A 24163-nucleotide genomic window follows, 5' to 3' on the forward strand; every position below is an offset into this window, starting at 1 on the left:
CTTGCGGCGGCCCGACTAGGCCGCGAGACGAATAGGTTGCAAGGTCGGACGCACTCGCAGTGGGGAGAAAAAGATCGAAAAACTCGATCCTTTGCCCGGCACACTCTCAATCGTCAACTCTGCCGCATGGCGTTGCGCCACATGCTTCACGATGGCCAAACCCAGACCCGTGCCGCCCGTATCGCGGGAGCGGCTGCGGTCTATCCGATAAAAGCGCTCGGTCAAGCGCGGCAAATGCTCAGGGGCAATGCCGGGCCCGGTGTCCTGCACGGATAGCATCCCACCGCCCGCAGGCGAGGCGCTCCACACCACGCGAATGCTCTTGTCCGCCGGTGTGTAGCGAATGGCATTGCCAATCAGGTTGAACACCGCGCTGTGCAGCTCGGTCAGTGAACCGGCGATTTCCGAGTCCTCACCCATGTCAAACGCGATGTCCTGGGCTTGACCCCACAGCATGCGTGACAAATCTCCAGCCTCTTGCCGGCACTGCCGCAACAGACCCTGCACCGACACCCAGTCTTGCACCGAGGGCAGAGGGCTACCCTCCAGGCGTGAGAGCATGAGCAAATCGTTCACCAAGGTCTGCATACGCTCTGCCTGCTGAGACATCAGACCCAAATAGCGCTGGCGCTCAGGCTCCTCCAGCGGCAAGGACTGCAAGGTTTCCACAAAGCCTGCCAACACCGTGAGTGGCGTGCGGATTTCGTGCGAGACGTTGGCCACAAAGTCGCGGCGCATGGCCTCAGCCTGCTCCACCGCGGTGATATCCCGTGACAGCAGCAGGTTGCGGCCTTCGCCATAAGGGTGCAAATGCACCGAAAGCCGAACCGGTTTGGAGCTGGTGCTGTCACGCCCTGGCATGACTACGTCGTGCCCAAAATCGCGGTCCGCGATATAAGCGGCAAAACCGGGGTCGCGCACCAGATTGCCAAAATGCTGCAGCATGTCGCGGCGCACATCGAACCCAAAGTGCTCGGCAGCGGTCTGGTTGAACCACTCGATGCGCCCTTGCGCATCGAGCAACACCACGCCGTTCGGAGACGCCTGCAGCGCCGCCAGAAAGTCCTGGAGCTTGCTTTCGCTTTCAATCACCTCGCGTTCGCGGGTTCGCAGCAGGCGACGCATGCGGTCTGCCGCCTCGCCCCATAGGCCCTGACCCAGCGCAATATCCGTGGACTCGCCGCGGCGCAACCACCCCAGCAGGCGCATGCCGCGCGATGCGTCCAGCAGCAGCCAGACATAACCACTGGCGACCGCAGCCACACTGGCGCCCCAGATTTGATCCGCCGCGGGAGAGAAATACCAACCCAAGGCCCCTGCTACACCTTGCAGAAGCACAAACGACAACAAACGCCACACCATAGGGGGGCGCCGCGTCAGGCGCTGGCCTTGTCAGGCACCACGGCAACGGCCGGCTTGGCAGTAAGGCGGTAGCCCGCACCACGCACGGTTTCCACCATGGCGCCAGCTTGGGCCAGCGCTTCGCGCAGCCGCTTCACGTGCACATCCACCGTGCGTTCTTCAATATACACATGGTCGCCCCATACCTTGTCCAGCAGCTGGGCGCGGCTGTGCACGCGCTCCGCGTGGCCCATGAGGTAGTGCAGCAGCTTGAATTCGGTAGGCCCCAGTTTCAGGGCCTGCTCCTGAAACGACACACGGTGCGTAGCGGGGTCCAGGCTCAGACCGGCAATCGCAATCACCTCGCCCGCATCCTCAGGCGCACGGCGGCGCAGTACCGCGCGCACGCGGGCCAGCAGCTCTTTGGTGGAAAACGGCTTGGCAATGTAGTCGTCCGCGCCCGCATCCAGTCCGGCAACACGGTCCGCCTCATCGCCACGGGCGGTGAGCATGATGATGGGGATGTCCTTGGTCCGCGGATCGGTGCGCCAGCGCTTGGCCAGGGTCAAGCCACTCTCGCCGGGCAGCATCCAGTCCAGCAGGATCAGGTCGGGCAGGCCCGCGTCAATCTCGCGTTGGGCGGAATCACTGTCCATGGCCCAGCGCGGACGAAATCCGTTGTGCCGCAGGTTCACGGCAATCAACTCGGCAATGGCCGATTCGTCCTCCACGATCAAGACGGCGGGCATGTTTCTCATTTGACGATGGACTCGATTTTTTCCATGGTGGAGTGGCGAACATCCTCGCCCTTGACCACGTAGATGATGAACTCGGCAATGTTCTTGGCATGGTCACCGATGCGCTCAATCGCCTTGGCCAGGAACAACAGGTCCAGGCTGGGCGAAATCATGCGAGGGTCTTCCATCATGTAGGTAACCAGCTTGCGCACAAAGCCATCGAACTCCGCGTCAATCAGGTCATCCTCTTTCAGGATGGTGACCGCTGCATTCACGTCCAGGCGGGCAAACGCGTCCAGCGCTTTGTTCAGCAGGCCCGAGGCCAGGTCTGCCGCGACCCGCAACTCCAGCGATGGCAGGCTGCGCGGCGCACCGCTCTGGATGATGGAGCGCACCATGCGGGCGATTTTCTCGGCCTCATCCCCCACGCGTTCCAAATTGGCCGTGGTTTTGGAGATGGCGATCAGCAAACGCAGGTCGCGCGCCGTCGGCTGACGCCGGGCGATGATGGAAGACAGATCGCGATCGATCTCAATCTCCATGGCGTTGACACGCGCTTCACGGACAGTCACCTCGTCGGCCACCTCCACGCTGAATTGCGAGAGCGCATAGATGGCCTGGCGAATCTGGGATTCGACCAGACCACCCAGTTCCATCACCTGCGATGACACGGAAGTCAGTTCGCTATCGAACTGCGTAGACAAATGTTTATCGGACATGGTTTCCTCTCTGCTCTCAACCGAAACGGCCGGTGATGTAGTCTTCTGTCTCTTTGCGTGTGGGCTTGAAGAACATCTGTTCCGTGGCACCGAATTCCACCAGATCGCCCAGGTACATATAGGCGGTGAAGTCGCTGCAGCGGGCGGCTTGCTGCATGTTGTGCGTCACGATGACCACGGTGTAGTCGTTCTTCAGTTCGACGATCAGCTCTTCCACCTTGGCGGTAGAAATCGGGTCGAGTGCCGAGCAGGGTTCGTCCAACAACAACACTTCAGGCTTGATGGCAATGCCGCGCGCGATGCACAGGCGTTGCTGCTGTCCACCCGACAGACTTGAACCACTTTGGTGCAGCTTGTCTTTCACCTCGGTCCACAAAGCAGATTTGCGCAGTGCCCATTCCACGCGCTCTTCCATGTCGGTGGCGTTCAGCGATTCGAACAGCTTCACGCCAAAGGCGATGTTGTCGAAGATGGACATGGGGAATGGCGTAGGCTTTTGGAACACCATGCCGACCTTGGCGCGCAGCAGCGCCACGTCCTCCTTGCTGGTCAGCAGGTTCTGACCGTCGAGCAGAATCTGGCCTTCCGCGCGCTGCTCGGGGTAGAGCTCGAACATGCGGTTGAAGATGCGCAGCAGGGTGGACTTACCACAGCCCGACGGGCCAATGAAGGCGGTGACCTTCTTCTCGGGGATTTCCAGGTTGATGCCCTTGAGCGCATGGAACTTGCCGTAGTAGAAGTTCAAATCCTTGACAGAGATCTTGGACTTGAGGGGGGTATTTGCAGTTTGAATCATGGTTTTACTCGGTTCGGGGTGGGCGCTTGGGCCTCAGGCCTTGCTACGGGTCAACACGCGGGCCAGAATGTTCAGGCCCAGCACAGCCATCGTGATCAGGAACACACCAGCCCATGCCAGTTGTTGCCAATTCTCATAGGGGCTCATCGCAAACTTGAAGATCGTGACCGGCAGGCTGGCCATGGGTTCGCTCAAAGACGAAGTCCAGAACTGGTTGCTCAGCGCGGTGAACAGCAGTGGCGCAGTCTCACCCGCAATGCGGGCCACGGCCAGCAGCACGCCAGTGATCACGCCGGCACGGGCCGACTTGAGCGTGATGCTCAAAATCACCTTCCACTTGGGTGCGCCCAGTGCGTAGGCCGCTTCGCGCAGGCCCGAGGGCACCAGCTGCAGCATGTTCTCGGTGGTGCGGATGACCACAGGAATCACGATCAGTGCAAGTGCCATCACACCTGCGTAGCCCGAGAAGGACTTGAAGCGCGACACCACCACGGCGTAGACAAACAGACCGACGATGATGGACGGTGCAGACAACAGGATGTCGTTCACAAAGCGCACCAGCGATGCCACCCAGCTCTTGGTGTCGAATTCGGCCAGGTAGATACCCGCCATGATGCCAATGGGCGTGCCCACAAAGGTGGCCAGCATCACCATCAGAAACGAACCATAGATAGCGTTGGCCAATCCCCCCGCCTCATTGGGTGGGGGCGTCATCTGGGTCAACGTGGCGAACGTCATGCCACCGATACCCAGGCGGAAGGTCTCCCACAGGATCCAGAACAGCCAGACCAGGCCGAAGGCCATGGCGGCCATGGCCAGGGTGGTGGCGACCACGTTAACCCGCTTGCGCTGGGCAAAACGTGCGGCGCGTATTTGGTGAAGTGCGGTACTCATGTTTTAACGCCTTCCGCCTTGCGCAAGCGCGACAACAGCAGTTTGGAAAGAGAGAGGATCACAAACGTGATGAAGAACAGCACCAGCCCCAGGTACATCAGCGCGGCCTGGTGCAGGCCTTCTGCAGCTTCGGCAAACTCGTTGGCCAGTGCCGACGTAATGCTGTTGGCCGCCTGGAACACGCTCAGCGAGTCCAGCTGGTTGAAGTTACCGATCACAAAGGTCACGGCCATGGTTTCACCAATGGCACGGCCCAGGCCCAGCATGATGCCGCCGATCACACCAGTCTTGGTATAGGGCAGAACCACCTTGTAGACAACTTCCCAGGTGGTGGCACCCAGACCGTATGCCGACTCTTTGAGCAGCGGGGGCGTGACTTCAAACACATCGCGCATCACCGCCGAGATGAACGGGATGATCATGATGGCCAGGATGATGCCGGCCGACAAGATGCCGATGCCCACGGGCGGGCCCGACACAAAGGCCCCCAGGTAGGGCACGCCGGTCAACAGGGCCTGCAGCGGCTGCTGCACATAGGTGGCCAGCACCGGGCCAAACACCAAGAGACCCCACATGCCGTAGACGATCGAGGGCACGGCGGCCAGCAGTTCAATGGCAGTGCCCAGCGGGCGCTTGAGCCAGGTGGGCGACAACTCGGTCAGGAACAAGGCGATGCCAAAGCTCACGGGCACCGCAATCAGCAGGGCGATCAGCGAGGTCGCCAGCGTGCCGTAAATCATGACCAGACCACCGAAGTCTTCCTGCACCGGGTCCCACACGGTTCGGGTCAGAAAGCTCAGTCCGTATTTGCTGATGGCAGGCCAAGCGCTGATGGTCAGCGACGTCAGGATGGCCAGCAGCAGGGCCAGTGTCAGCAGAGCCGCACCCTTGGCCATCCAGCCAAAAATGCGATCTGCCATGGGGCCCGAACGGGCACGTTTCACAGGCGGTGGTTGGATCATGGCACGCGAAGAAAAAGTGGCAGTCGGGCTGGACGGGGAATCCCCATGGACGAGTGTAGATGACATGGGGAGGTTCTCCATCAGGTCCGTGTCAACGCGCTTTTACTTGTAGGCAATGGCTTTGCCAGCGCCGTCCTTGATCTCACCCCAGGACTTCTGGATCAGTGCGATCACCGATGCAGGCATGGGCACGTAGTCCAGGTCAGCAGCTGTTTTTTCGCCGTTGGCGTAGGCCCAGTTGAAGAACTTCAGGGCTTCGGTACCGTTGGCGGGCTTGTCCTGCTTGGCGTGCATCAGGATGTAAGTGGCACCGGTGATGGGCCAAGAATCCTTGCCAGCTTGGTTGGTCAAGATTTGGTAGAAGGACTTGTTCCAGTCGGCACCAGCTGCTGCGGCCTTGAAGCTGTCGTCTTCAGGCTTCACAAAGTTACCCGCCGCGTTTTGCAGCACCGCGTAGTTCAGCTTGTTTTGCTTGACGTAAGAGTACTCGACGTAACCCATGGAGTTGGGCAGGCGAGACACGAAAGCGGCCACGCCTTCGTTGCCCTTGCCACCGGCGCCCACGGGCCAGTTCACGGCTGTGCCCTCACCCACTTTGGCTTTCCACTCGGCATTCACTTTGCTCAGGTAGTTGGTGAAGATGAAGGTGGTGCCGGAACCATCGGCGCGGCGCACTTGGGCGATGGCAGCATCAGGCAGGGGCAGCGTGGGGTTCAGCGCCTTCAGGGCGGGGTCGTTCCACTTGGCAATCTTGCCCAGGTAGATGTCGCCCAGCACTTGGCCGTTGAGTTTCAGTTGGCCCGGCTCGATGCCCTTGACGTTGATCACGGGAACCACGCCACCGATCACGGTGGGGAACTGCACCTGGCCCTTGGTCTTCAGTACGTCGTCGGTCAAAGGCATGTCGGAAGCGCCGAAGTCCACCGTCTTGGAGTCGATTTGCTTGATGCCGCCGCCGGAGCCGATGGACTGGTAGTTCACCTTCACGCCGGTGGCCTTGTTGTAGTCAGACGCCCACTTGGCATAGATGGGGGCTGGGAATGTCGCGCCCGCACCGGTGATTTCCTGCGCCGAAGCGCCCGTTGCAAAGCCCAGCATGGCCGTCATGGCGGTTGCCAAGGCTGCGCGTTGGAACAAGTTTTTCATGGATGACCTTCAGTCAGTTGGTTAAGGAACTAGGAACGGCTGAACTTTAAGAAGTTTTTATGACAAGTATGTGACATCTAGGGCGCCGAGCGCCTGCATTGCATTTTTGGCATTTGTCATCCATTTTTCAAACCAATGTCACAGAGTCGTCACACAAGCTTTCTACGCTGCGCGCTTGCCTGCTGCACACCCGTCTGGCTGAGGTTTATGTATCAAATAGCCCTCTAGCCCTCGTGGAATATGCGCGAGCAGCTCCTGATTCCATAGCAAAAAACACCCATGAACACATCGCTGGACACCGCCCCCCCCCTGCTCACCCGCCGTTGCCTTCTACGCGCCCTGCCCCTGGGCGCCGCTGCCTGCGCCTGGCCCGCCTGGGCCCAGGGCCCTAAGGCGGGCACGCCCGGCCCCACGGTACTGCAGGTGGTAGACACCTCGGCCGGCCAAATCGACGTGTCCAGGGACTTTCTGGTCGGTGCCCGTGCCGCCTGGCAGGACACCAATGCCCGCGGCGGCCTGCGCGGCAAAGCCGTGCGCCACCTGGTGCTGGAGGTGGACGGCAGCGCCAGCTCCATGCGCTCTACGGTGGACGCTCTGAAGAATTTGACCGACTGCGTAGCCGTAGTCGGCACCGCAGGCGACCGGGCGGCCAGCCAGTTGGCCAACCTGCTGCGCCGCGAAGCCCCGGAGATCGCCCATGTGGCCCCCTGGCTGCACAACGCCGGTGCGGACAACCAGGACAGCACCTTTGGCATTTTTGCTACGCGGCAGGAACAAATCACCCACGCCGTCAAATCGCTGTCTGTCATGGGCGTGTCTGAAATCGGTGCCGTGTTTGGTTCGCAGGCCGAATACGCCAGCTACCGCGATGACCTGGAGCAGGTGGCAAGCGGCCTGGGCATGCGCCTGAAAACCTACTACCCCTCCAATGGCCTGCAAGCCCTGGCCGGCACGCTGAACGCGCAAAGCCCGCGCATCCTGATCTTTCTGGGCGGCACACCCGAGCTGGTGCAGTTTGCCCAGGGCATCGAAAAACAGGCCGCACAGCGCTACATCGTGGCCATGTCTGACGTCAATCTGCAGGCCCTGCAGCAGCTGGGGGTGTCGCGCTTCACGCCGGTCATTGCCACCCAGGCCGTGCCTCTGATCAACGGCAACCAGCCCATTGTGCGCAGCTACCGCGAGACGCTCACCCGCCTGTACGACGAACCGCCCACGCCCCAAAGCCTGGCCGGCTACATCTCGGCCCGCTACGCGCAGGAGGTGCTGCAGTCTGTAGAAGGCCCACTGAACCGCGCCAGCGCCCTGCAGGCGTTTGCCCGCCGCACCCCCATGGACCTGGGCGGCTTTCGCATCAACCCCGACAACAAGCGCAAAAGCAGCGCCTTCGTGACCCAGAGCATGGTGGCCGCCGATGGCCGGCTGGTGGGCTGACGCAACGCCCCAGCGGCCAACGCCGGTGCTATGCTCCGCCACGCTTTTCAAACTTTTTACCTTTGGCAACGTCGATGCAAAATGGAAACCGCCTGGCCGCTGTGGACTTGGGCTCCAACAGCTTTCGCCTGGAAATTGGGCGGGTAGACCACGGTGAGTTTCTGCGCACCGAATACCTCAAAGAAACCGTGCGCCAGGGCGGCGGTCTGGACGAAGACCGCAACCTCACCCCCGCCGCCATGCAAGCTGGCTGGGAGTGCCTGGCCCGGTTTGGCGAGCGGCTGGCTGGCTTCAAGCCGCACGAGGTACGCGCTGTGGCCACGCAAACCTTACGCGAGGCGCGCAACCGCGATGCCTTTCTGGAGCGCGCCAACGCTGTGCTGGGCTTCCCCATCGATGTGATTTCGGGCCGTGAAGAAGCCCGCTTGATCTACCAAGGTGTGGCGCAGATGCTGCCAGCTTCGGACGAGCGTCGCCTGGTCATTGATATTGGCGGGCGCTCCACCGAGCTGATTTTGGGCACCGGCCTCACACCCACGGTGATGGAGTCGTTCCGCGTGGGCAGCATCGCCTGGTCCAAACGCTATTTCCCCGATGGCGGTTTCAGCAAAAAATCCTTCGAGATGGCAGAAATCGCGGCCAAGGCCGTGCTCGACGAAGCCCTGGATGCCTACCCACGCGATCGCTGGGACACCGCCTACGGTTCGGCCGGTACGGTTGGCGCCATTGGTGATGTGCTGGTGGCCGCGGGCTGGTCGGCGGGGGTTGTTACCCAAGACGGGCTGGACTGGTTGCAGGAGCGCCTGATTGCCGCCCAGAGCGCCGACCGCCTGCGCATGCCCGGCATGCGAGAAGACCGCCGCGCCATCATCGGCGGCGGCGTGAGCGTGATGCGCGCCGTCTTCAGCCTGCTGGGCATCACCGAGATGCAGCACGCCGCAGGCGGCCTGCGCCACGGCCTGATCTGCGACCTGCTGGGCGCCACCCAGCACTTTGGGGACATGCGCGCCAAAAGTGTGGAACGCCTGGCCCACAAATTCAGCGTGGACACGGCCCACGGCGAGCGCGTGGGCAAGGTCGCCACCTTGCTGCTACAACAAGCCTTGGGGGTGTCCAACGCCGCTGCCAAAGACGAAGAATCTGACGCGGGCCACCAGCTGCGCAAGCTGCAATGGGCAGCCATGCTGCACGAGATCGGCAGCCACATCTCCCACAGCGATTACCACAAGCACGGCGCCTACATCCTGGACAACGCCGATGCGGTGGGCTTTTCGCTCTCGGAAATGCACCGCCTGAGCCTGCTGGTGCTGGGCCATCGCGGCAAGCTGCGCAAGCTGGAGGCATCGTTGGGCCAGGATGATCTGGTGCTGCAGCTGCTGTGCCTGCGCTTGGCCGTGATCCTGTGCCACGCCCGCCGTGCGCCCGACCTGCAGGGCATGACACTGCGCCGCGTCAATGCCAAAAGCCGCCAGTTGGAATTGGTGTGCCGCCCCGGTTGGGCTGCGGCCTTCCCCCAATCGGCCCACCTGCTGCGCGAAGAAACCCAGGCCTGGCAAAAGACGCCCTGGAGCCTGGAGCTCAGCGGGCTCTAAGTTTCCGCTAGAAGCCAGCGGGCCCTTCAAACTGGGGCTGCAACGCGTCCAGCCACTGCTCCATCTCCGCTTCGCTCACGCGCAGGTGCGCCAGGCAGGCAGCACCATGCCGCTCCCACTCCTTGTGCACCTGCACGCCATCGTGCAGCAGCACCAGCCGCTCGGCCAGCAGCGATATGGCCACCAGCGCACGCACTTCGTCCGGAAAACGCGCATCGTCCAGCACACTGAAGTCGTGGTGCAGCCGCACCGCAATCGCCACGATGGGTGGCAACCGCCAAGTCTTGGCCACGATGGCGCCCACCACTGCATGGTCAGTGCGGTGGGCCGCGTTCTCCATGTCGGTGAAGGTGTGCTCCATGTGGTCGGTGGCCTCGGTCAGTGTGGCGCCATAGCCGGGCAGGCTCTGCAGCAAGATGGGCAGGCCCACATGGCAAAACAGGCCGCAGGTGTGGGCCACATCGGCGTTCATGCCGTACATCTGCCGCGCGATATAGCCCATGGCATAGGCCCGGCGCGTGGAATTTTCCCAGAATTGCTCCAGCAGCGGCGATGGCACGCGAATGGCATCGCGCAGCAAAAAGCCGGTGAGGATGGACACTGTGTGCGCAATGCCCAACAGGGCCACGGCATCGGCCACTGTGGTGGCCGTGCGCGAGCGCGCATAGACCGCGCTATTGGCTACCTTGATCAGGGCGGCGGCCATGGCCACATCGCGCGATGCAATGGCCACGATGGTGGCGGGTTCCGGGTCGGGCCGGCTGAACTCGGCGCGCAGGTCGATCAGCAGCGCCGGACAAGGTTGGATGACAATGTCACGCAGCGGGCCGTCGGCTTTGGCAGCGTCAATCTCCCGGTCCACATCGGCAACTCGCATGCGTGCTCCTTGTTGCACACATTATGCTAAAACGCGGCGTCTGCAGTGCACCGACACCTCACTTGCCGCCCCCTTTGATCGGAGACGTACACAAGTTTTCAGACAAAAATGCCAGCGGGCTGATCCGCCAGCACCGTCAAAGCACACATAACGCCCGCCTCTGTGTAAGTTCAAATACCAAGCTAGCCCACGCGAAAGATGCGCGAGGGCTACCATTTTGATAGCAACTAGCGTCGCTTCTTAGCCGCCTTCTTGGGCGCGGCAGACGCTTTGGCCCCCGCCTTGGCGTTGCGTGGAGGCTTGGCACTCGCGTGCTGGCGCACCTTGCTCTTGTAGCTGGTATTGCCGGGCATCTCCGCATCGGCACGGTCAGAAAACTCTGCACGCCCCTTGCCTTCACGCGCCGCGCCCTTGTCGGGGCCCGGGCGTGGTTGCAGGCTTTGCCCTTCTTGCACCAGGCGGAAGTCGATCTTGCGACCATCCAAATCTACACGGCTCACCTGGATGCGCACGCGTGTACCGATGGCGTAGCGGATGCCGGTGCGTTCACCGCGTAGCTCTTGGCGTGCCTCGTCAAAGCGGAAGTACTCGCCGCCCAGCTCGGTAATGTGAACCAAGCCTTCCACGTACATGGCGTCCAGCGTGACGAACAGGCCAAAGGTGGTGGCCGAGGTAACCACACCACCGTACTCCTCTCCCAAATGCTCGCGCATGTACTTGCACTTGAGCCAGGCTTCTACATCGCGGCTTGCTTCGTCGGCACGACGCTCGTTGGCGCTGCAATGCAGGCCGGCGGCCTGCCAGGCCATGCCCTCGGCATTCATTTTTTTGGGCTTGATACCGGGCTCCGCCACGCGGCTGGCCAAGTTCTTCTCCAGGCGGCGTGCCAGCTTGGCATGCGCTTCGCCCGGCGTGGGCAGGGCAGGCAGCTGGTACTTGGACTTCGCCAAAATCGCCTTGATAACCCGATGCACCAACAGGTCGGGATAGCGACGGATGGGACTGGTGAAGTGGGTGTAGGCGTCAAACGCCAGACCGAAGTGACCGCTGTTGATGGGCGTATAAATCGCCTGTGACATGGAGCGCAGCAACATCGAATGGATTTGTTGCGCGTCCGGCCGGTCCTTGGTCGCCATAGCGATGGCCTGGAACTCACCGGGCGAGGGCTTGTCGCTGATGCTCATGCCAATGCCACTGGCCTTGAGGTAGTTGCGCAGGGTTTCCTGCTTCTCGGGCGTAGGGCCTTCGTGCACGCGGAACAGGCCAGGGTGCTTGTTTTCCGCAATGAAATCAGCACTGCACACGTTGGCTGCCAACATCGCTTCTTCAATCAGGCGGTGGGCAGTGTTGCGGGTGCGCGGCACGATCTTTTCGATCCGGCCGTTTTCATCGCACACGATTTGCGTCTCAGTGGTTTCAAAGTCCACCGCACCGCGCTTGTGGCGAGACTTCAGCAGGGCTTGGTACACACCGTGCAGGTCCAACAACTGCGGCACCAGATCACGCCGCTTGCTAGCCTCAGGCCCACGGGTGTTGCCCAAGATGGCAGCCACCTCGGTATAGGTAAAGCGCGCATGGCTCCACATCACCGCGGGGTAAAACTGGTAGGCGTCGACGTCACCATCCTCCGTGACGAACATGTCGCACACCATGCACAAACGCTCCACCTCGGGATTCAACGAGCAAAGCCCGTTGGACAGCTTCTCAGGCAGCATGGGGATCACGCGGCGTGGGAAATACACACTGGTGGCGCGGTCGTAGGCGTCCACATCGATGGCAGAACCCGTTTCTACATAGTGGCTCACATCGGCAATGGCCACCAATAGGCGCCAGCCCTTCAGTGCCGTTTTGCCGCGGCCCTTGGCCGCAGGTTCGCAGTACACCGCATCGTCAAAGTCGCGCGCATCTTCACCGTCGATGGTGACCAGCGGAATATCGGTGAGGTCTACACGATGTACCTTGTCCTGCGGGCGCACCTTGTCGGGCAAGGTGCGCGCCAACGCCACGCAGGCGTCTGAAAATTCATGCGGCACGCTGTACTTGCGCACGGCGATTTCAATCTCCATGCCGGGGTCGTCAACCTCCCCCAGCACTTCCTTGATGCGGCCTACGGGTTGGCCGAACAGAGCAGGGGGCTCCACCAGCTCCACCACGACAACTTGGCCTGCTTTAGCGGCACTGGTCGCCCCCTTGGGGATCAACACGTCCTGGCCGTAGCGTTTGTCTTCCGGCGCTACCAGCCACACACCACTTTCTTGCAGCAGACGGCCAATGATGGGCTGCGTAGAGCGCTCCATGATTTCGGCCACACGACCTTCGGGCCGCCCCTTGCGGTCGCTACGAACAATGCGCACCTTCACACGGTCTTTGTGCAGCACTGCACGCATCTCGTTAGGGGGTAAATAAATGTCGGGGGCACCGTCGTCGCGGGACACAAAACCGTGCCCGTCGCGATGACCTTGCACAATTCCTTCAACTTCTTCCAGCAATGCGCTGTTGGGGCTTAAATTTTTGATATACTTCTCTCTTTCCTGAGATGCCCAGATGGCGGAATTGGTAGACGCACTAGTTTCAGGTACTAGCGAGTAACATCGTGGAGGTTCGAGTCCTCTTCTGGGCACCAACAATGGTAATGTAGATATAGAAAAGCCGCTGTGAAAACAGCGGCTTTTTTTTGCCTGTTTGATTCATGCCACTGACCTGTTGTTGCATGGGTCAGTGGCGCTGAAATTAAATGGGCAAGGCCACGAGATCGTGCCCCTGTGCGCTCACAATGCGCGCCTTGGTGAACTCACCCACCTTCAGCGTCTTGCTGATCTTCTCGGGAGGCAGCAATCGCACCACGCCGTCAATCTCGGGGGCATCCGCGTAGCTGCGCCCCACCCCACCCTTGCGGCCCAGAGCTGGCGCAGAATCCACCAACACCTGCATGACCGAGCCCACGCGGCGCTGCAAACGTGCGGCCGACACTTCCTCGGCCACGGCCATGAAACGGGCTCGACGTTCTTCGCGAAGCTCGATGGGCAACATACCCGGCAAATCATTGGCGGTTGCACCATTCACTGCGCTGTAGGCAAAACAACCAGCGCGGTCAATCTGGGCCTCACGAATGAAGTCCAGCAGATGCTCGAACTCAGCTTCGGTTTCACCGGGGAAACCAGCGATGAAGGTGCTGCGCACCACAAGTTCGGGGCAAGCCTCGCGCCATTGCTGCAGACGGTCCAGATTTTTCTCGCCGCTAGCAGGACGTTTCATGCGGCGCAGCACATCAGGATGGCTGTGTTGCAGCGGTACATCCAGGTACGGCAATACCCGGCCCGTGGCCATGAAAGGAATGATGTCGTCCACACTGGGGTAGGGGTACACATAGTGCAAACGCACCCAGGCACCATAGGGCTCGGCAATATCGCCCAGCGCCTGCACCAGTTCCAACATGCGCGTCTTGACCGGCTTGCCATCCCAGAAACCCGTGCGGTATTTCACATCCACCCCATAGGCCGAGGTGTCCTGGCTGATCACCAACAACTCTTTCACGCCACCTTCAAAAAGTGCTTTCGCCTCGGTCAGCACATCGCCAATCGGGCGAGACACCAGATCACCACGCATGCTGGGGATGATGCAGAAGGTGCAGCGGTGGTTGCAGCCTTCGCTGATCTTCAAATACGCATAGTGGCGCGGCGTGAGCTTAATGCCCGCCACACCAAACGACTGTGGGACCAAGTCAAGAAACGGGTCGTGGGGCTTGGGCAGGTTCAGGTGCACGGCATCCATCACCTCTTGCGTGGCGTGCGGGCCAGTCACGGCCAACACCTTGGGATGCATCTGGCGGACCATGTTTTCACCACCATCAGTGGTTTTGGCCCCCAGGCAACCGGTGACGATCACGCGGCCGTTTTCCGCCAGCGCCTCGCCGATCGTGTCCAGGCTTTCTTTGACCGCATCATCGATGAAGCCGCAGGTGTTGACGATAACCAGGTCCGCACCATGGAAGGTTTTGGAGGTTTGGTAGCCCTCGGCGCTCAGTTGCGTGAGGATCAATTCGGAATCGGTCAGGGCCTTGGGGCAACCCAGGCTGACAAAACCGACTTTAGGAACTTGGGAGGTGCTGACAGGGGATAAAACTTCGCTCATACCCCTATTGTCCCAGTATTCGGTCCCATCGCCCAGTCAGCGATGGGAAGCGCGCACCATCCACTCAGCGTTTGAGGCCAAAAGTACCCAGGAATTGTTCCGTCTGCTTTTGCATTTGCTCCTGCATCTGCTGGAACATATTGCTGCCCGCGACGCCTGGCACGATGGGCACTTGCATGTCCATCAGCGCCTGCATGTTTTTCTCCAGGTAGCCGCCCATCATGCCTTGCATGGTGTGCCCGTAAAACCGGATGATGTTGGCCAGCACCGGCGTAGTAAACATGGGAGAGCCATTGGCCTCCTCTTCCAAAATGATTTGGAGAAGGATGCTGCGCGTAATGTCTTCGCCAGATTTGGCATCGACCACCGCAAAGGCCTCGCTGTCCATCACCAAGCGCCGAATCTCTGCGAGCGTGATGTAGGTCGACGTATCGGTGTCGTAGAGACGCCGGTTCGGATATTTTTTGATAACCCGTTGCGACGGCTTGGAATCTTTGGAACTGGATTTTTGCATTGCGATCGCCGCCACTAAATGTGAAAGACAAAAAACTGTTGCACTGCAACACATTCTAGGGGTGTGCTGCATCGTTGCGACCTAGGATAACCCTAGCGCCCCGGCTACCACCCGCCTGAGAGCAGAAACCCAAAAACACCCACAACCCCTATCGGGGCTATTGCAACTGCAGCGGGATTTTCTTGAGCCGCTTGTGGATGTTGGGATATTGAAAAGCGATGCGCTTGAATTCAAGCTCTGCCTGTTTCAAGGTCAACTTCTTATTAAGGAACAAAGCCCCATAGAGCAAGGAAAAACTCTTCTCGAACAACCAGCGATGGTGCAGGTTGACGAACACCGTTTCTCGAGAGAGGGTTGCCGAGGTTCCAAACGTCCGCCAGGTGCCATTGCCGGTGCCCACCGCCCTGTCCGACTGGGTCAAGCCGGTGTACGAAACATCGCGCATGGCCCGGTAGTCCTCGGACTGGGCCAGCATTTCATCGTAACTGGCCAGTATCTGGAACTCGCCGAGCCTGAGCGTGTTGTTGAGCTTGGTACCCCAGTCTTGCAAAAAACTTTCCGCCAAATCACGCGTGACCTTGCCCGGGCCAAACAGGGTATTGACCCCTTTACCTCCATCGCGGCTAGCATTGCCGACCAATGTCGCATGGCGACCAGGCATGGTGGTGATGAAAAATTCGGTGTCTCTGGCAAGGGAGGGCAAGACGGGCGAGAAACCACGCGAACGCTCATCGGCGGCATAGACCGCGACATAGCGTTTGACATTCCGGCCCAGCGTGATCCTGTGGGTGTCAAAGTTGCCGGAACCCGGCACGGGGTCGCAGGCAAAGATATTGACCGGCACATTGGACCACCCTTCGGTTTCGGCCAGCGCGTTGGCAAACATATGGCAGGTCACGCCGCCCCGACTCCAGCCCACCACATTCACAGAGTCCACGGGCTTGTTCTTGCGCATGATCTGGATTTTTCTTTGCTGCAGTGCCTGCGGCGAGATGCGGGCATGCAAATCAAAGTTCACCGTCTTGGTGGATCCCAGCAGGGCGCGCCCGACCTTTCCGGTGCGCTCCACGGTATCCACACCAACGCCCGCCTCTCGCAGAATCCGCTTTTCAGTGCGGGTGTGCGCCGTACGCTCTTCGTAGTTAGTCCCGACAAGTACGGCGATTGCGTGCTTGACGTTCTCTTCCCAGCCTTTGCCCTGCAATGTGCCCCGAATGCCAGAATAATTGCCTGCAGGCACCCACTTCTCGGCCTCTTGGATGTTGCCGCTGCCAGGCCCATCGACAATGATCCAATCCACGAACTCATGCCCCGCATGGTTCTTTGCCAGGGTGGATATCAACTCCCCTTGGACGTAGTTCGTGTTCGCAAAGTCGTAACTGTTCGAACCGGTCCCGCAGAAGAAGATCGTGAATGCAGCCATTCGCCGCATTCTAGGGCCAAGGGAAACGGCTGCGACAGGCAACAAAAAAGCACTTAACGTTGCCGCTAAGTGCTTGGATTCTTTTCGAAATTTGGTAGGCGCAATTGGACTCGAACCAACGACCCCCACCATGTCAAGGTGGTGCTCTAACCAGCTGAGCTATGCGCCTACATATATCCGAGAGGCCGAAGTATAGCAGCAAACTTGCCCCTCCCGGACTGCCACGTGCGAAAGCTGGCGCTGGCCACGCACCGCTGCGCCATAATTGACGTTTACGTAAACGTAAACAAATCCAACCAACCCAAGGAGTTTTCTATGGATATCGCAGGCAAAGTCTTCATCGTCACAGGCGGCGCATCCGGTTTGGGCGAGGGCACCGCACGCATGCTGGCAGCCAAAGGCGGCAAGGTGGTGATTGCCGACATGCAGGCCGAAAAAGGCGAGGCCATTGCCAAAGACATTGGCGGCGCGTTTGTGAAATGCGACGTGAGCAACGAAGCCGACGGGCAGGCCGTGGTGGCCAAGGCCGTGTCCTTGGGCAAACTCATGGGCCTGGTGAACTGCGCCGGCATTGCCCCCGCAGAAAAGACCGTGGGCAAGAACGGCGCACACGCACTGGCATCGTTCAGCAAGACCATCACCGTGAACCTGATTGGCAGCTTCAACATGATTCGCCTGGCCGCAGACGCCATGAGCAAGAACGAGCCAGAAGCCACCGGTGAGCGTGGCGCGATGATCTCCACCGCGTCGGTAGCCGCCTACGATGGGCAAATCGGCCAAGCGGCCTACAGCGCTTCCAAGGGCGGCGTGGTGGGCATGACCCTGCCGATTGCACGTGATTTGGCGCGCAACGGCATCCGCAACATGACGATTGCCCCTGGCATCTTTGGCACCCCCATGCTGTTCAGCATGCCGCAGGAGGTACAGGATGCACTGGCTGCCGGTGTCCCCTTCCCTTCGCGCCTGGGCACGCCGCAGGACTATGCCAAGCTAGCGGTGCACATCTTTGAGAACGACATGCTCAACGGCGAAGTGATTCGCCTGGACGGCGCCATTCGCCTGGCACCGAAGTAAATCACCCACGCCTTCCGGGCCGCCCGCTTTTTAGCGATGTGCCCGGATGGACGCGACGATGCCCAACACGAACACCGCGCTGGCCAACAGTTGCAACCAGTGCGGCCATACGCCGTAACCCACAAAGGCGTAGAGCAAGGCAAACAGCGTCTCGCTCACAATCAGCTGGCCGCACAGACTGGCGCTCAGGCGGCGGCTTGCAATGTTCCACAGCACGGTGGCCAGCCAGGCTGATCCGACGCCGGTTGCTATACAAACCATAGCTGCCTGCGCAATATCTGCGCGGGCTAGTAGTTCTTTTGGCTCCGAACCCAACACTAACCACAGGGCGATAGCGCCGAGTCCGGACGCGACGCCCAGCCAGTTGGTCCAGTCCGTCACATTCACTTCGTGGTGGTGCTTGAGCCAGGCGGAGTTCAACACCGCGAATGCGGTCCAGCAAAGCATGGACAAAAGCGCGAAGCCAATGCCGCGCCAGTACACCCAACCCTGCGCGGCGTGCTCCGCGGCACCGGCTGTTTCCGTGCCCATCATCAACAACACGCCCGTGATCGTGAGCAGCAAGCCAGGCAACAGGCTGCGCCACAGCAGATGCGCTGGCTTGCCCAGCAGCATCACCCAGATAGGAATGGTGCCAATGATGAGCGTGGGCACTTCCACCCCCGCGTCGCGGATGGACAGCACCAGCAGCAGGTAGTAGCCCGAGAAGCCCAGCACGCTCAAACCCAGTGCTGCGCCCAACTGGCTCACAGTAGGCCAGCGCCGCTTGCCGCGGGCGAACAGCATCACCAGCAGCGCTGTGAAGCCATAGCTTGCAAAGCGGCCCGCGGCCAGATCTACCGCCGCCAAGCCTGGCGCCAGCGCCGGGGCCACAAACACCAGGCCCCACAACGCCCCGGCCGCCAAACCGGCCAGAATGCCGACTAGCAAACTGGTACCCGACCGTTCAAACGCAGGTCCTCAAATACCAAAGCCATCGTCCGCAGCAATCACCGCGCCGTTGATAAAGTGGCTTTGGTCCGAGCACAGTGTGACCAGAATGGCATCTAGGTCCTGCGGGTGACCGATGCGCTTGCGTGGCAGCATCTGCACCAGCTTCTGGCCCCCATCGGTCTGCCAGTGGTGGTGGTTGATTTCGGTGTCGATGTAGCCGGGGCACAGCGCGTTCACGTTGATGCCGAACTTGCCCCATTCCAGCGCCATGGCCTTGGTCATCTGGATCACGGCAGATTTACTCATGCAATACACCCCGATTTGCGGCAGCGGCCGCAAGCCCGCCATGGAGGCCACGTTCACAATGCGCCCACCCGTGTAGTTGCCCGGTGCCGCCCCCTTGGCGCGGGCCAACATGCGCTTGCCCACTTCCTGGGCCACAAAAAATGCGCCCTTCACGTTGGTGTTGAACATGAAGTCGTAGTCGTCGCTGGACACGTCCTGTAGGCGCTGTGTGGTGCTAACACCCGAGTTGTTCACCAAGATGTCGATAGAGCCCACTTCGGTCTCCGCACGCGCCACCGCGGCCTTGATGGAGTCCTGGTCCGTCACGTCCAGCTCAACCACATGGGCGTCGCCACCCATGCCTTCAATCTGCGCTCGCAGGTCTTTGAGTTTGTCCACTCGGCGACTGGCCAGCACCACCGCTGCGCCCGCAGCCGCCAAAGTTTTGGCAAACTGCGCGCCAAGTCCACCGGATGCGCCCGTGATGAAAGCGACACGTCCTGAGAGATCGATGCTGTAAGCCATTTAGAGTGCCTCCTCAAAATAAAAAGAACGACCGTTCTTTTTTGTGAATTCAGCGAATAAAATCCAACTCCAGTTCGGTGCACCTGTCCATGCGCACACCGATCAGAAGACCACCCATTATTAAGCGAGACACCCCATGACAAACCAGGAAATTCTGGCCCAGTTCGGCCCCCGTGAATCCATGGAATACGACGTGGTCGTCGTCGGTGGTGGCCCCGGTGGATTGGCGACCGCCATCCGCCTCAAGCAGTTGGCGGCCGACAAGGGCACAGACGTCTCGGTGGTAGTGCTGGAGAAGGGTTCCGAGCCCGGTGCGCACATTTTGTCGGGCGCCATCATGGACCCTAAGGCCCTGACCGAACTGATCCCGAATTGGAAAGAACTGGGTGCCCCGCTGAACCAGCCGGTGACCGACGATGCCTACGTCTTTTTGGGCGAGAAAACTGGCGTGCGTGTGCCCAATGTGGTCTTGCCACCGTTTGCCCACAACGACGGCAACTACATCATCAGCCTGGGTGCGGTCACCAAATGGATGGCGGAGCAGGCGGAAGCTCTGGGCGTGGAAATCTTCCCCGGCTTCACGGCTGCCGAAGTGCTCTACAACGACAACGGATCGGTCAAGGGCGTGGCCACCGGCAACCTGGGCGTTGGCAAAGATGGCGAACCCACCGAGAACTTCCAGCTCGGCATGGAACTGCTGGGCAAGTACACCGTGTTTGCCGAAGGCGCACGAGGACATCTGGGCAAGCAACTGATCGCCAAGTTCAAGCTCGATGAAGGCAAAGACCCTCAAAGCTGGGGTATTGGCATCAAGGAGCTGTGGGAGATCGACCCCGCCCGTCACAAGCCCGGCTTTGTGATGCACACCGCTGGCTGGCCCATGGAGTCCGACACCTATGGCGGCGCGTTTTTGTACCACTTGGAAGGCAACAAGGTTGCACTGGGTTTTGTCACCGGCCTGGGCTATTCCAACCCCTACCTGAGCCCGTTTGAAGAATTCCAGCGCTGGAAGACACACCCCAATGTGCGCTACTACTTTGAGAATGACAAGGGCGAAGTCAACGCCAAGCGCCTGGGCTATGGTGCACGCGCTATCAACGCCAGCGGCATCAACGCGCTGCCCAAGACCGTGTTCCCTGGCGGCTGCCTGATTGGTTGCAACGCAGGCTATCTGAACGTGGGGCGCATCAAGGGCAGCCACGCCGCCATCAAAACTGGCATGCAGGCCGCTGAGGCTGCGTATGACGCCGTGGTGGCCGGCCGCCAGCATGACGAGCTGAGCGCCTACCCCGAAGCGTTTGAAAAGAGCTGGCTGCACACCGAGCTGAACAAGGACCGCAACTTCAAGAACTGGTTCAAGTACGGCCTGACCGTGGCCACGCTGATGAACGGCTTTGAGCAGTTCGTGCTACGCGGCCATATCCCCTGGACGCTGCGCCGCACCAAGCCTGATTACGCCTACCTCAAGCCCGCGGCCGAATGCAAACCCATCGTCTACCCCAAACCCGATGGCAAGCTGACCTTTGACCGCCTCTCCAGTGTGTTCATCAGCAACACCAACCACGAAGAGCAGCAGCCTGCGCACTTGACGCTCAAAGACGCGTCGGTACCCGTGCGCATCAACCTGGCCAAGTACGCCGGCCCCGAGGCCCGCTACTGCCCGGCTGGTGTGTATGAGTTTGTGAAGAACGAGGACAACACCGACCGCCTGCAGATCAACGCGCAAAACTGCGTGCACTGCAAGACCTGCGATATCAAAGACCCGACCCAAAACATCGTCTGGGTCACGCCCGAAGGTGGCGGCGGACCGAACTACGCGGGGATGTAAAAAACGGGGCCTTGGGCCCCGTTTTTTTGTCATGCCGGGGCCGCGACGCTCCACTGCCGGGTGACCTCGCCCGCGCTGTTCACGCTCTCCAGCGCCACGCCAAAGCCCCAGAGCCGGGCCGTGTGCTTGAGCACTTCCAGCGTGCCGTCGCCCAGCGGTCGGTTTTGGTACTGGGTGTGCCGCAGTGTGAGCGTGCGGTCGCCGCGCAGGTTCACATTCCAGACCTGAATATTGGGTTCCCGGGTGCCGAGGTCGTACTGCTGGGACAGCGATTGGCGCAGCTCACGGTAACCAATCTCGTCGTGGATGGCCGCCACTTCCAGCTGCGCTTTTTTCTCGTCGTCGTGAACGGCAAACAGCCGCATGTCGCGCATGAGCTTGGGACTCAGGAACTGCCCGATAAAGCTCTCGTCCTTGAAGTTGCGCATGGCATGGTCTAGTGTGGGCAGCCAGGGGCTTCCGGCAATGTCGGGAAACCATGCGCGGTCTTCATCAGTCGGCGCGTCGCAAATGCGTTTGATGTCGGTGTACATGGCAAACCCCAGTGCGTAGGGGTTGATGCCGCTGTAGCCCCGGTGCCCCACGGGTGGCTGGAAAATCACATTGGTATGTGAACTCAGCCACTCCATCATCATGCCGTTGCTCAGATGGCCATCGTCGTACAGCGTGTTGAGCAACTTGTGGTGCCAGAACGTGGCCCAGCCCTCGTTCATCACCTGGGTCTGGCGCTGGGGATAAAAGTACTGCGCGATCTTGCGCACCAGCCGCACCACCTCGCGCTGCCAGGGTTCCAGCAACGGCGCATTCTTTTCGATGAAGTACAGCAGGTTCTCTTGCGGCTCGGCCGGAAAGCGTTGGCTCTCCTGCGTGTCGTCTGGCTTGTCTGCACCCTTGGGCACAGTGCGCCACAGATCGTTGACCTGCTGCTGCGCATAAGCCTCGCGGGCCCGGCGCGCGCTCAGCTCCTGCGCCAGGCTCTTCTTGCTGGGCCGGCGGTAGCGGTCCACGCCAAAGTTGGCCAGGGCGTGGCAGGAATCGAGAAACAGCTCCACCGTCTCCAGGCCATAGCGCTCCTCGCACTCGCTGATGTAGCGGCGCGCAAACACCAGGTAATCGATGATGCTGGAGGCGTCGGTCCACATGCGAAACAGGTAGTTGCCCTTGAAGAAGCTGTTGTGTCCGTAGGCTGCATGCGCAATCACCAGCGCCTGCATGGCCGTGGTGTTCTCCTCCATCAGGTAGCTGATGCAGGGGTCGGAGTTGATGACGATCTCGTACGCCAGACCCATGTGGCCGCGGCGGTAGCGTTTGTCGGTGGCGATGAACTCCTTGCCGTAGCTCCAGTGCCGGTAGTTGATGGGCATGCCAACGCTGGCGTAGGCGTCCATCATCTGCTCGGCCGTGATGATTTCCAGCTGGTTGGCATAGGTGTCCAGGCCAAAGCGGGCGGCTGTCTCGCGGATCACATCGTGGTAGCGCTCAATCAGCTCAAAGGTCCAGTCGCTGCTATCGGGCAATGGTTCTTTCGCCCGCGGTGGTGCGGGCATGGGTTCCTGCAAGACGAGGCGCGTGCGGCGCTCGCCACTCGGTGGAATGCGGGCCGGGTCGTCCAGATGCCGGTGCTCCACCGGGCGCTGCGCGAGGATGGGAAGCAGTTCGCTCATGCGGTTTCTCCTTCCTTTTTGAACAGGTCCCGGAACACCGGATAAATGTTCTCGGGTGTGGTGACCTTGCGGATCGCAAAGTTGGCGTGCGCCTCGGCCAATTGGGTGTACTCCTCCCACAGGTCCTGCTCGGTGTCAGCCACTTGCACGTAGGCAAAGTAGCGGCACAGCGGCAGCAGCGCATCGTTGAGCAGATCGCGGCAGCGCCCGCTGTCGTTGCTGAAGTTGTCACCGTCACTGGCCTGCGCGCCGTAGATGTTCCACTCCGCTGCGGGGTAGCGCTGCTCCAGGATTTTTTGCATGAGCTCCAATGCGCTGCTGACCACGGTTCCGCCGCTTTCGGTGGCGTGAAAGAAGGTGTCCTCGTCCACCTCTTGCGCCTGCGTGTGGTGGCGGATGAAGACGATGTCGATCTTCTCGTAGTGGCGGGTCAGGAACAGGTACAACAAAATGAAAAACTGCTTGGCCAGGCCCTTGCGCTCCTCGTCCATGGAGCCAGAGACATCCATCAGGCAAAACATCACCGCCTTCGAGGTCGGCACAGGCGTCTTCACCCGACCGCGGAACCGCAAGTCCACCGGATCCAAAAATGGAATTTTCTTGATCCGCAGTTCCAGGTCCTGAATCTCCTGGCACAGCGCGCGTATCTCGCGCTCATGGTCCAAAGGCGCGCGTTCTAACTGCGCCAGCAACAGCTTCTTCTGCGCAAGCTCCCGCCGCGTGCCCGTACCCAGTGCCAGACGCCGCCCCAATGCCCCGCGCATGGAGCGCAGGATATGCAGGTTGTTGGGCGTGCCGTCGCGTGTGTAGCCGGCACGGTGAGTCTTCCACTCCGGCGTGTCACCAATCTGGGTACGCATCAGGTGGGGCAAGGCCAAGCCTTCAAAAAACACCTGCATGAACTCTTCTTTGCTCAGGGTGAAGACAAAGTCGTCTTCGCCCTCCCCCGAGTCGCTAGCCTGGCCCTTGCCACCGCCGGCACCACCTTGTGGGCGCTTGATGCGGTCGCCGCGCAAGTGGTCGGTGTTGCCGGGGTGCACCGTGTCGCGCACACCGCCTTCGCCGTGGTGGAAGACGGGCTCGCTGATGTCTTTCTTGGGGATGGTGATGTTCTCGGCCTGCTCGATGTCGCGGATCCCGCGGCCTGTCACGGCCTTGCGTACGGCCTCGCGGATCTGATCCTGGTGGCGACGCAAAAACCGCTCCCGGTTGCCAATGGACTTGTTCTTGCCCGCCAGCCGGCGGTCAACGATTTGCAGGGCCATCTTCAACCTTTCGTATCGGACTC

General features: G+C 60.6%; 20 protein-coding genes and 2 tRNA genes. 5 read left to right on the top strand and 17 right to left on the bottom strand.

What is annotated here, in order from left to right; genetic code table 11:
* Positions 1-15: 15 nt before the first annotated feature.
* The 7 genes from phoR to pstS all read right to left on the bottom strand — a co-directional run bounded on the left by phoR (position 16) and on the right by pstS (position 6595).
* The gene (gene phoR / locus AC097R_RS14845; RefSeq protein ID WP_479598901.1) at positions 16-1362 is read right to left on the bottom strand and encodes a phosphate regulon sensor histidine kinase PhoR; all 1347 of its coding nucleotides are present in this window, start codon (positions 1360-1362) and stop codon (positions 16-18) included.
* Positions 1363-1376: 14 nt separating this feature from the next.
* The gene (gene phoB, locus AC097R_RS14850; RefSeq protein WP_479598902.1) at positions 1377-2099 is read right to left on the bottom strand and encodes a phosphate regulon transcriptional regulator PhoB; all 723 of its coding nucleotides are present in this window, start codon (positions 2097-2099) and stop codon (positions 1377-1379) included.
* Positions 2096-2797, bottom strand: coding sequence for a phosphate signaling complex protein PhoU (gene phoU, locus AC097R_RS14855; protein ID WP_479598903.1), 702 nt, complete (start codon positions 2795-2797; stop codon positions 2096-2098). Before phoU ends, phoB begins: the two co-directional genes overlap by 4 nt.
* A 16-nt stretch (positions 2798-2813) precedes the next feature.
* On the bottom strand, positions 2814-3593 hold the full coding sequence (gene pstB / locus AC097R_RS14860; RefSeq protein ID WP_479598904.1) for a phosphate ABC transporter ATP-binding protein PstB: 780 nt from the start codon (positions 3591-3593) through the stop codon (positions 2814-2816).
* Positions 3594-3626: 33 nt separating this feature from the next.
* Positions 3627-4487, bottom strand: a complete 861-nt coding sequence (gene pstA, locus AC097R_RS14865) for a phosphate ABC transporter permease PstA (protein ID WP_479598905.1) — start codon at positions 4485-4487, stop codon at positions 3627-3629.
* Positions 4484-5449, bottom strand: coding sequence for a phosphate ABC transporter permease subunit PstC (gene pstC / locus AC097R_RS14870; RefSeq protein ID WP_479598906.1), 966 nt, complete (start codon positions 5447-5449; stop codon positions 4484-4486). Before pstC ends, pstA begins: the two co-directional genes overlap by 4 nt.
* Positions 5450-5551: 102 nt before the next feature.
* Entirely contained in the window at positions 5552-6595 is a 1044-nt protein-coding gene (pstS, locus tag AC097R_RS14875) for a phosphate ABC transporter substrate-binding protein PstS (protein ID WP_479598907.1), read from the bottom strand.
* Between the two features lie 279 nt (positions 6596-6874).
* On the opposite strand from pstS, the gene AC097R_RS14880 reads away from it, so the two are divergent.
* Both AC097R_RS14880 and AC097R_RS14885 read left to right on the top strand, forming a co-directional pair.
* Positions 6875-8029: an ABC transporter substrate-binding protein gene (locus AC097R_RS14880; RefSeq protein ID WP_479598908.1), complete on the top strand. Its 1155-nt coding sequence runs from the start codon at positions 6875-6877 to the stop codon at positions 8027-8029.
* A gap of 74 nt (positions 8030-8103) precedes the next feature.
* Positions 8104-9621: a Ppx/GppA phosphatase family protein gene (locus tag AC097R_RS14885; protein ID WP_479598909.1), complete on the top strand. Its 1518-nt coding sequence runs from the start codon at positions 8104-8106 to the stop codon at positions 9619-9621.
* A gap of 7 nt (positions 9622-9628) precedes the next feature.
* On the opposite strand, the gene AC097R_RS14890 is transcribed toward AC097R_RS14885, so the two are convergent.
* Together AC097R_RS14890 and rnr are read right to left on the bottom strand one after the other, a co-directional pair.
* Complete coding sequence (locus AC097R_RS14890; protein ID WP_479598910.1) at positions 9629-10498, bottom strand: HDOD domain-containing protein; 870 nt, start codon at positions 10496-10498, stop codon at positions 9629-9631.
* Positions 10499-10725: 227 nt separating this feature from the next.
* Entirely contained in the window at positions 10726-12987 is a 2262-nt protein-coding gene (gene rnr, locus AC097R_RS14895) for a ribonuclease R (RefSeq protein WP_479598911.1), read from the bottom strand.
* Positions 12988-13036: 49 nt separating this feature from the next.
* On the opposite strand from rnr, the gene AC097R_RS14900 reads away from it, so the two are divergent.
* Positions 13037-13121: transfer RNA gene (locus tag AC097R_RS14900), tRNA-Leu, on the top strand.
* 107 nt (positions 13122-13228) lie between these two features.
* Here the strand turns inward: AC097R_RS14900 and rimO are convergent.
* The 4 genes from rimO to AC097R_RS14920 all read right to left on the bottom strand — a co-directional run bounded on the left by rimO (position 13229) and on the right by AC097R_RS14920 (position 16735).
* Positions 13229-14629, bottom strand: coding sequence for a 30S ribosomal protein S12 methylthiotransferase RimO (gene rimO / locus AC097R_RS14905; RefSeq protein WP_479598912.1), 1401 nt, complete (start codon positions 14627-14629; stop codon positions 13229-13231).
* 64 nt (positions 14630-14693) lie between these two features.
* Complete coding sequence (gene phaR / locus AC097R_RS14910; RefSeq protein WP_479599558.1) at positions 14694-15143, bottom strand: polyhydroxyalkanoate synthesis repressor PhaR; 450 nt, start codon at positions 15141-15143, stop codon at positions 14694-14696.
* 157 nt (positions 15144-15300) lie between these two features.
* On the bottom strand, positions 15301-16566 hold the full coding sequence (locus tag AC097R_RS14915) for a hypothetical protein (RefSeq protein ID WP_479598913.1): 1266 nt from the start codon (positions 16564-16566) through the stop codon (positions 15301-15303).
* 92 nt (positions 16567-16658) lie between these two features.
* Positions 16659-16735, bottom strand: a tRNA-Val gene (locus tag AC097R_RS14920).
* A 146-nt stretch (positions 16736-16881) separates the two neighbouring features.
* Between AC097R_RS14920 and AC097R_RS14925 the strand changes: the two genes are divergently transcribed.
* Complete coding sequence (locus tag AC097R_RS14925; protein WP_479598914.1) at positions 16882-17640, top strand: 3-hydroxyacyl-CoA dehydrogenase; 759 nt, start codon at positions 16882-16884, stop codon at positions 17638-17640.
* A 30-nt stretch (positions 17641-17670) separates the two neighbouring features.
* On the opposite strand, the gene AC097R_RS14930 is transcribed toward AC097R_RS14925, so the two are convergent.
* Positions 17671-18570 (bottom strand): DMT family transporter, encoded by a 900-nt coding sequence (locus AC097R_RS14930; protein ID WP_479598915.1) that lies wholly within the window; start codon positions 18568-18570, stop codon positions 17671-17673.
* Positions 18571-18600: 30 nt separating this feature from the next.
* On the bottom strand, positions 18601-19383 hold the full coding sequence (locus AC097R_RS14935) for an SDR family oxidoreductase (RefSeq protein WP_479598916.1): 783 nt from the start codon (positions 19381-19383) through the stop codon (positions 18601-18603).
* A 136-nt stretch (positions 19384-19519) separates the two neighbouring features.
* On the opposite strand from AC097R_RS14935, the gene AC097R_RS14940 reads away from it, so the two are divergent.
* Positions 19520-21211 carry an electron transfer flavoprotein-ubiquinone oxidoreductase gene (locus AC097R_RS14940; protein ID WP_479598917.1) on the top strand — a complete coding sequence of 564 codons (1692 nt, stop codon included), beginning with the start codon at positions 19520-19522 and terminating at the stop codon, positions 21209-21211.
* A gap of 29 nt (positions 21212-21240) precedes the next feature.
* On the opposite strand, the gene AC097R_RS14945 is transcribed toward AC097R_RS14940, so the two are convergent.
* Positions 21241-22875 (bottom strand): SpoVR family protein, encoded by a 1635-nt coding sequence (locus AC097R_RS14945; protein ID WP_479598918.1) that lies wholly within the window; start codon positions 22873-22875, stop codon positions 21241-21243.
* Positions 22872-24140, bottom strand: a complete 1269-nt coding sequence (locus tag AC097R_RS14950; protein ID WP_479598919.1) for a YeaH/YhbH family protein — start codon at positions 24138-24140, stop codon at positions 22872-22874. Before AC097R_RS14950 ends, AC097R_RS14945 begins: the two co-directional genes overlap by 4 nt.
* Positions 24141-24163: the final 23 nt, after the last annotated feature.

The organism is Rhodoferax sp. ZS1R25, from assembly GCF_056521335.1.

Bases quoted from the DNA above. Each gene is read 5' to 3' on its own strand.
- phoR (WP_479598901.1), bottom strand. From the start codon at position 1,362: ATGGTGTGGCGTTTGTTGTCGTTTGTGCTTCTGCAAGGTGTAGCAGGG.
- phoB (WP_479598902.1), bottom strand. From the start codon at position 2,099: ATGAGAAACATGCCCGCCGTCTTGATCGTGGAGGACGAATCGGCCATT.
- phoU (WP_479598903.1), bottom strand. From the start codon at position 2,797: ATGTCCGATAAACATTTGTCTACGCAGTTCGATAGCGAACTGACTTCC.
- pstB (WP_479598904.1), bottom strand. From the start codon at position 3,593: ATGATTCAAACTGCAAATACCCCCCTCAAGTCCAAGATCTCTGTCAAG.
- pstA (WP_479598905.1), bottom strand. From the start codon at position 4,487: ATGAGTACCGCACTTCACCAAATACGCGCCGCACGTTTTGCCCAGCGC.
- pstC (WP_479598906.1), bottom strand. From the start codon at position 5,449: ATGATCCAACCACCGCCTGTGAAACGTGCCCGTTCGGGCCCCATGGCA.
- pstS (WP_479598907.1), bottom strand. From the start codon at position 6,595: ATGAAAAACTTGTTCCAACGCGCAGCCTTGGCAACCGCCATGACGGCC.
- AC097R_RS14880 (WP_479598908.1), top strand. From the start codon at position 6,875: ATGAACACATCGCTGGACACCGCCCCCCCCCTGCTCACCCGCCGTTGC.
- AC097R_RS14885 (WP_479598909.1), top strand. From the start codon at position 8,104: ATGCAAAATGGAAACCGCCTGGCCGCTGTGGACTTGGGCTCCAACAGC.
- AC097R_RS14890 (WP_479598910.1), bottom strand. From the start codon at position 10,498: ATGCGAGTTGCCGATGTGGACCGGGAGATTGACGCTGCCAAAGCCGAC.
- rimO (WP_479598912.1), bottom strand. From the start codon at position 14,629: ATGAGCGAAGTTTTATCCCCTGTCAGCACCTCCCAAGTTCCTAAAGTC.
- phaR (WP_479599558.1), bottom strand. From the start codon at position 15,143: ATGCAAAAATCCAGTTCCAAAGATTCCAAGCCGTCGCAACGGGTTATC.
- AC097R_RS14915 (WP_479598913.1), bottom strand. From the start codon at position 16,566: ATGGCTGCATTCACGATCTTCTTCTGCGGGACCGGTTCGAACAGTTAC.
- AC097R_RS14925 (WP_479598914.1), top strand. From the start codon at position 16,882: ATGGATATCGCAGGCAAAGTCTTCATCGTCACAGGCGGCGCATCCGGT.
- AC097R_RS14935 (WP_479598916.1), bottom strand. From the start codon at position 19,383: ATGGCTTACAGCATCGATCTCTCAGGACGTGTCGCTTTCATCACGGGC.
- AC097R_RS14940 (WP_479598917.1), top strand. From the start codon at position 19,520: ATGACAAACCAGGAAATTCTGGCCCAGTTCGGCCCCCGTGAATCCATG.
- AC097R_RS14945 (WP_479598918.1), bottom strand. From the start codon at position 22,875: ATGAGCGAACTGCTTCCCATCCTCGCGCAGCGCCCGGTGGAGCACCGG.
- AC097R_RS14950 (WP_479598919.1), bottom strand. From the start codon at position 24,140: ATGGCCCTGCAAATCGTTGACCGCCGGCTGGCGGGCAAGAACAAGTCC.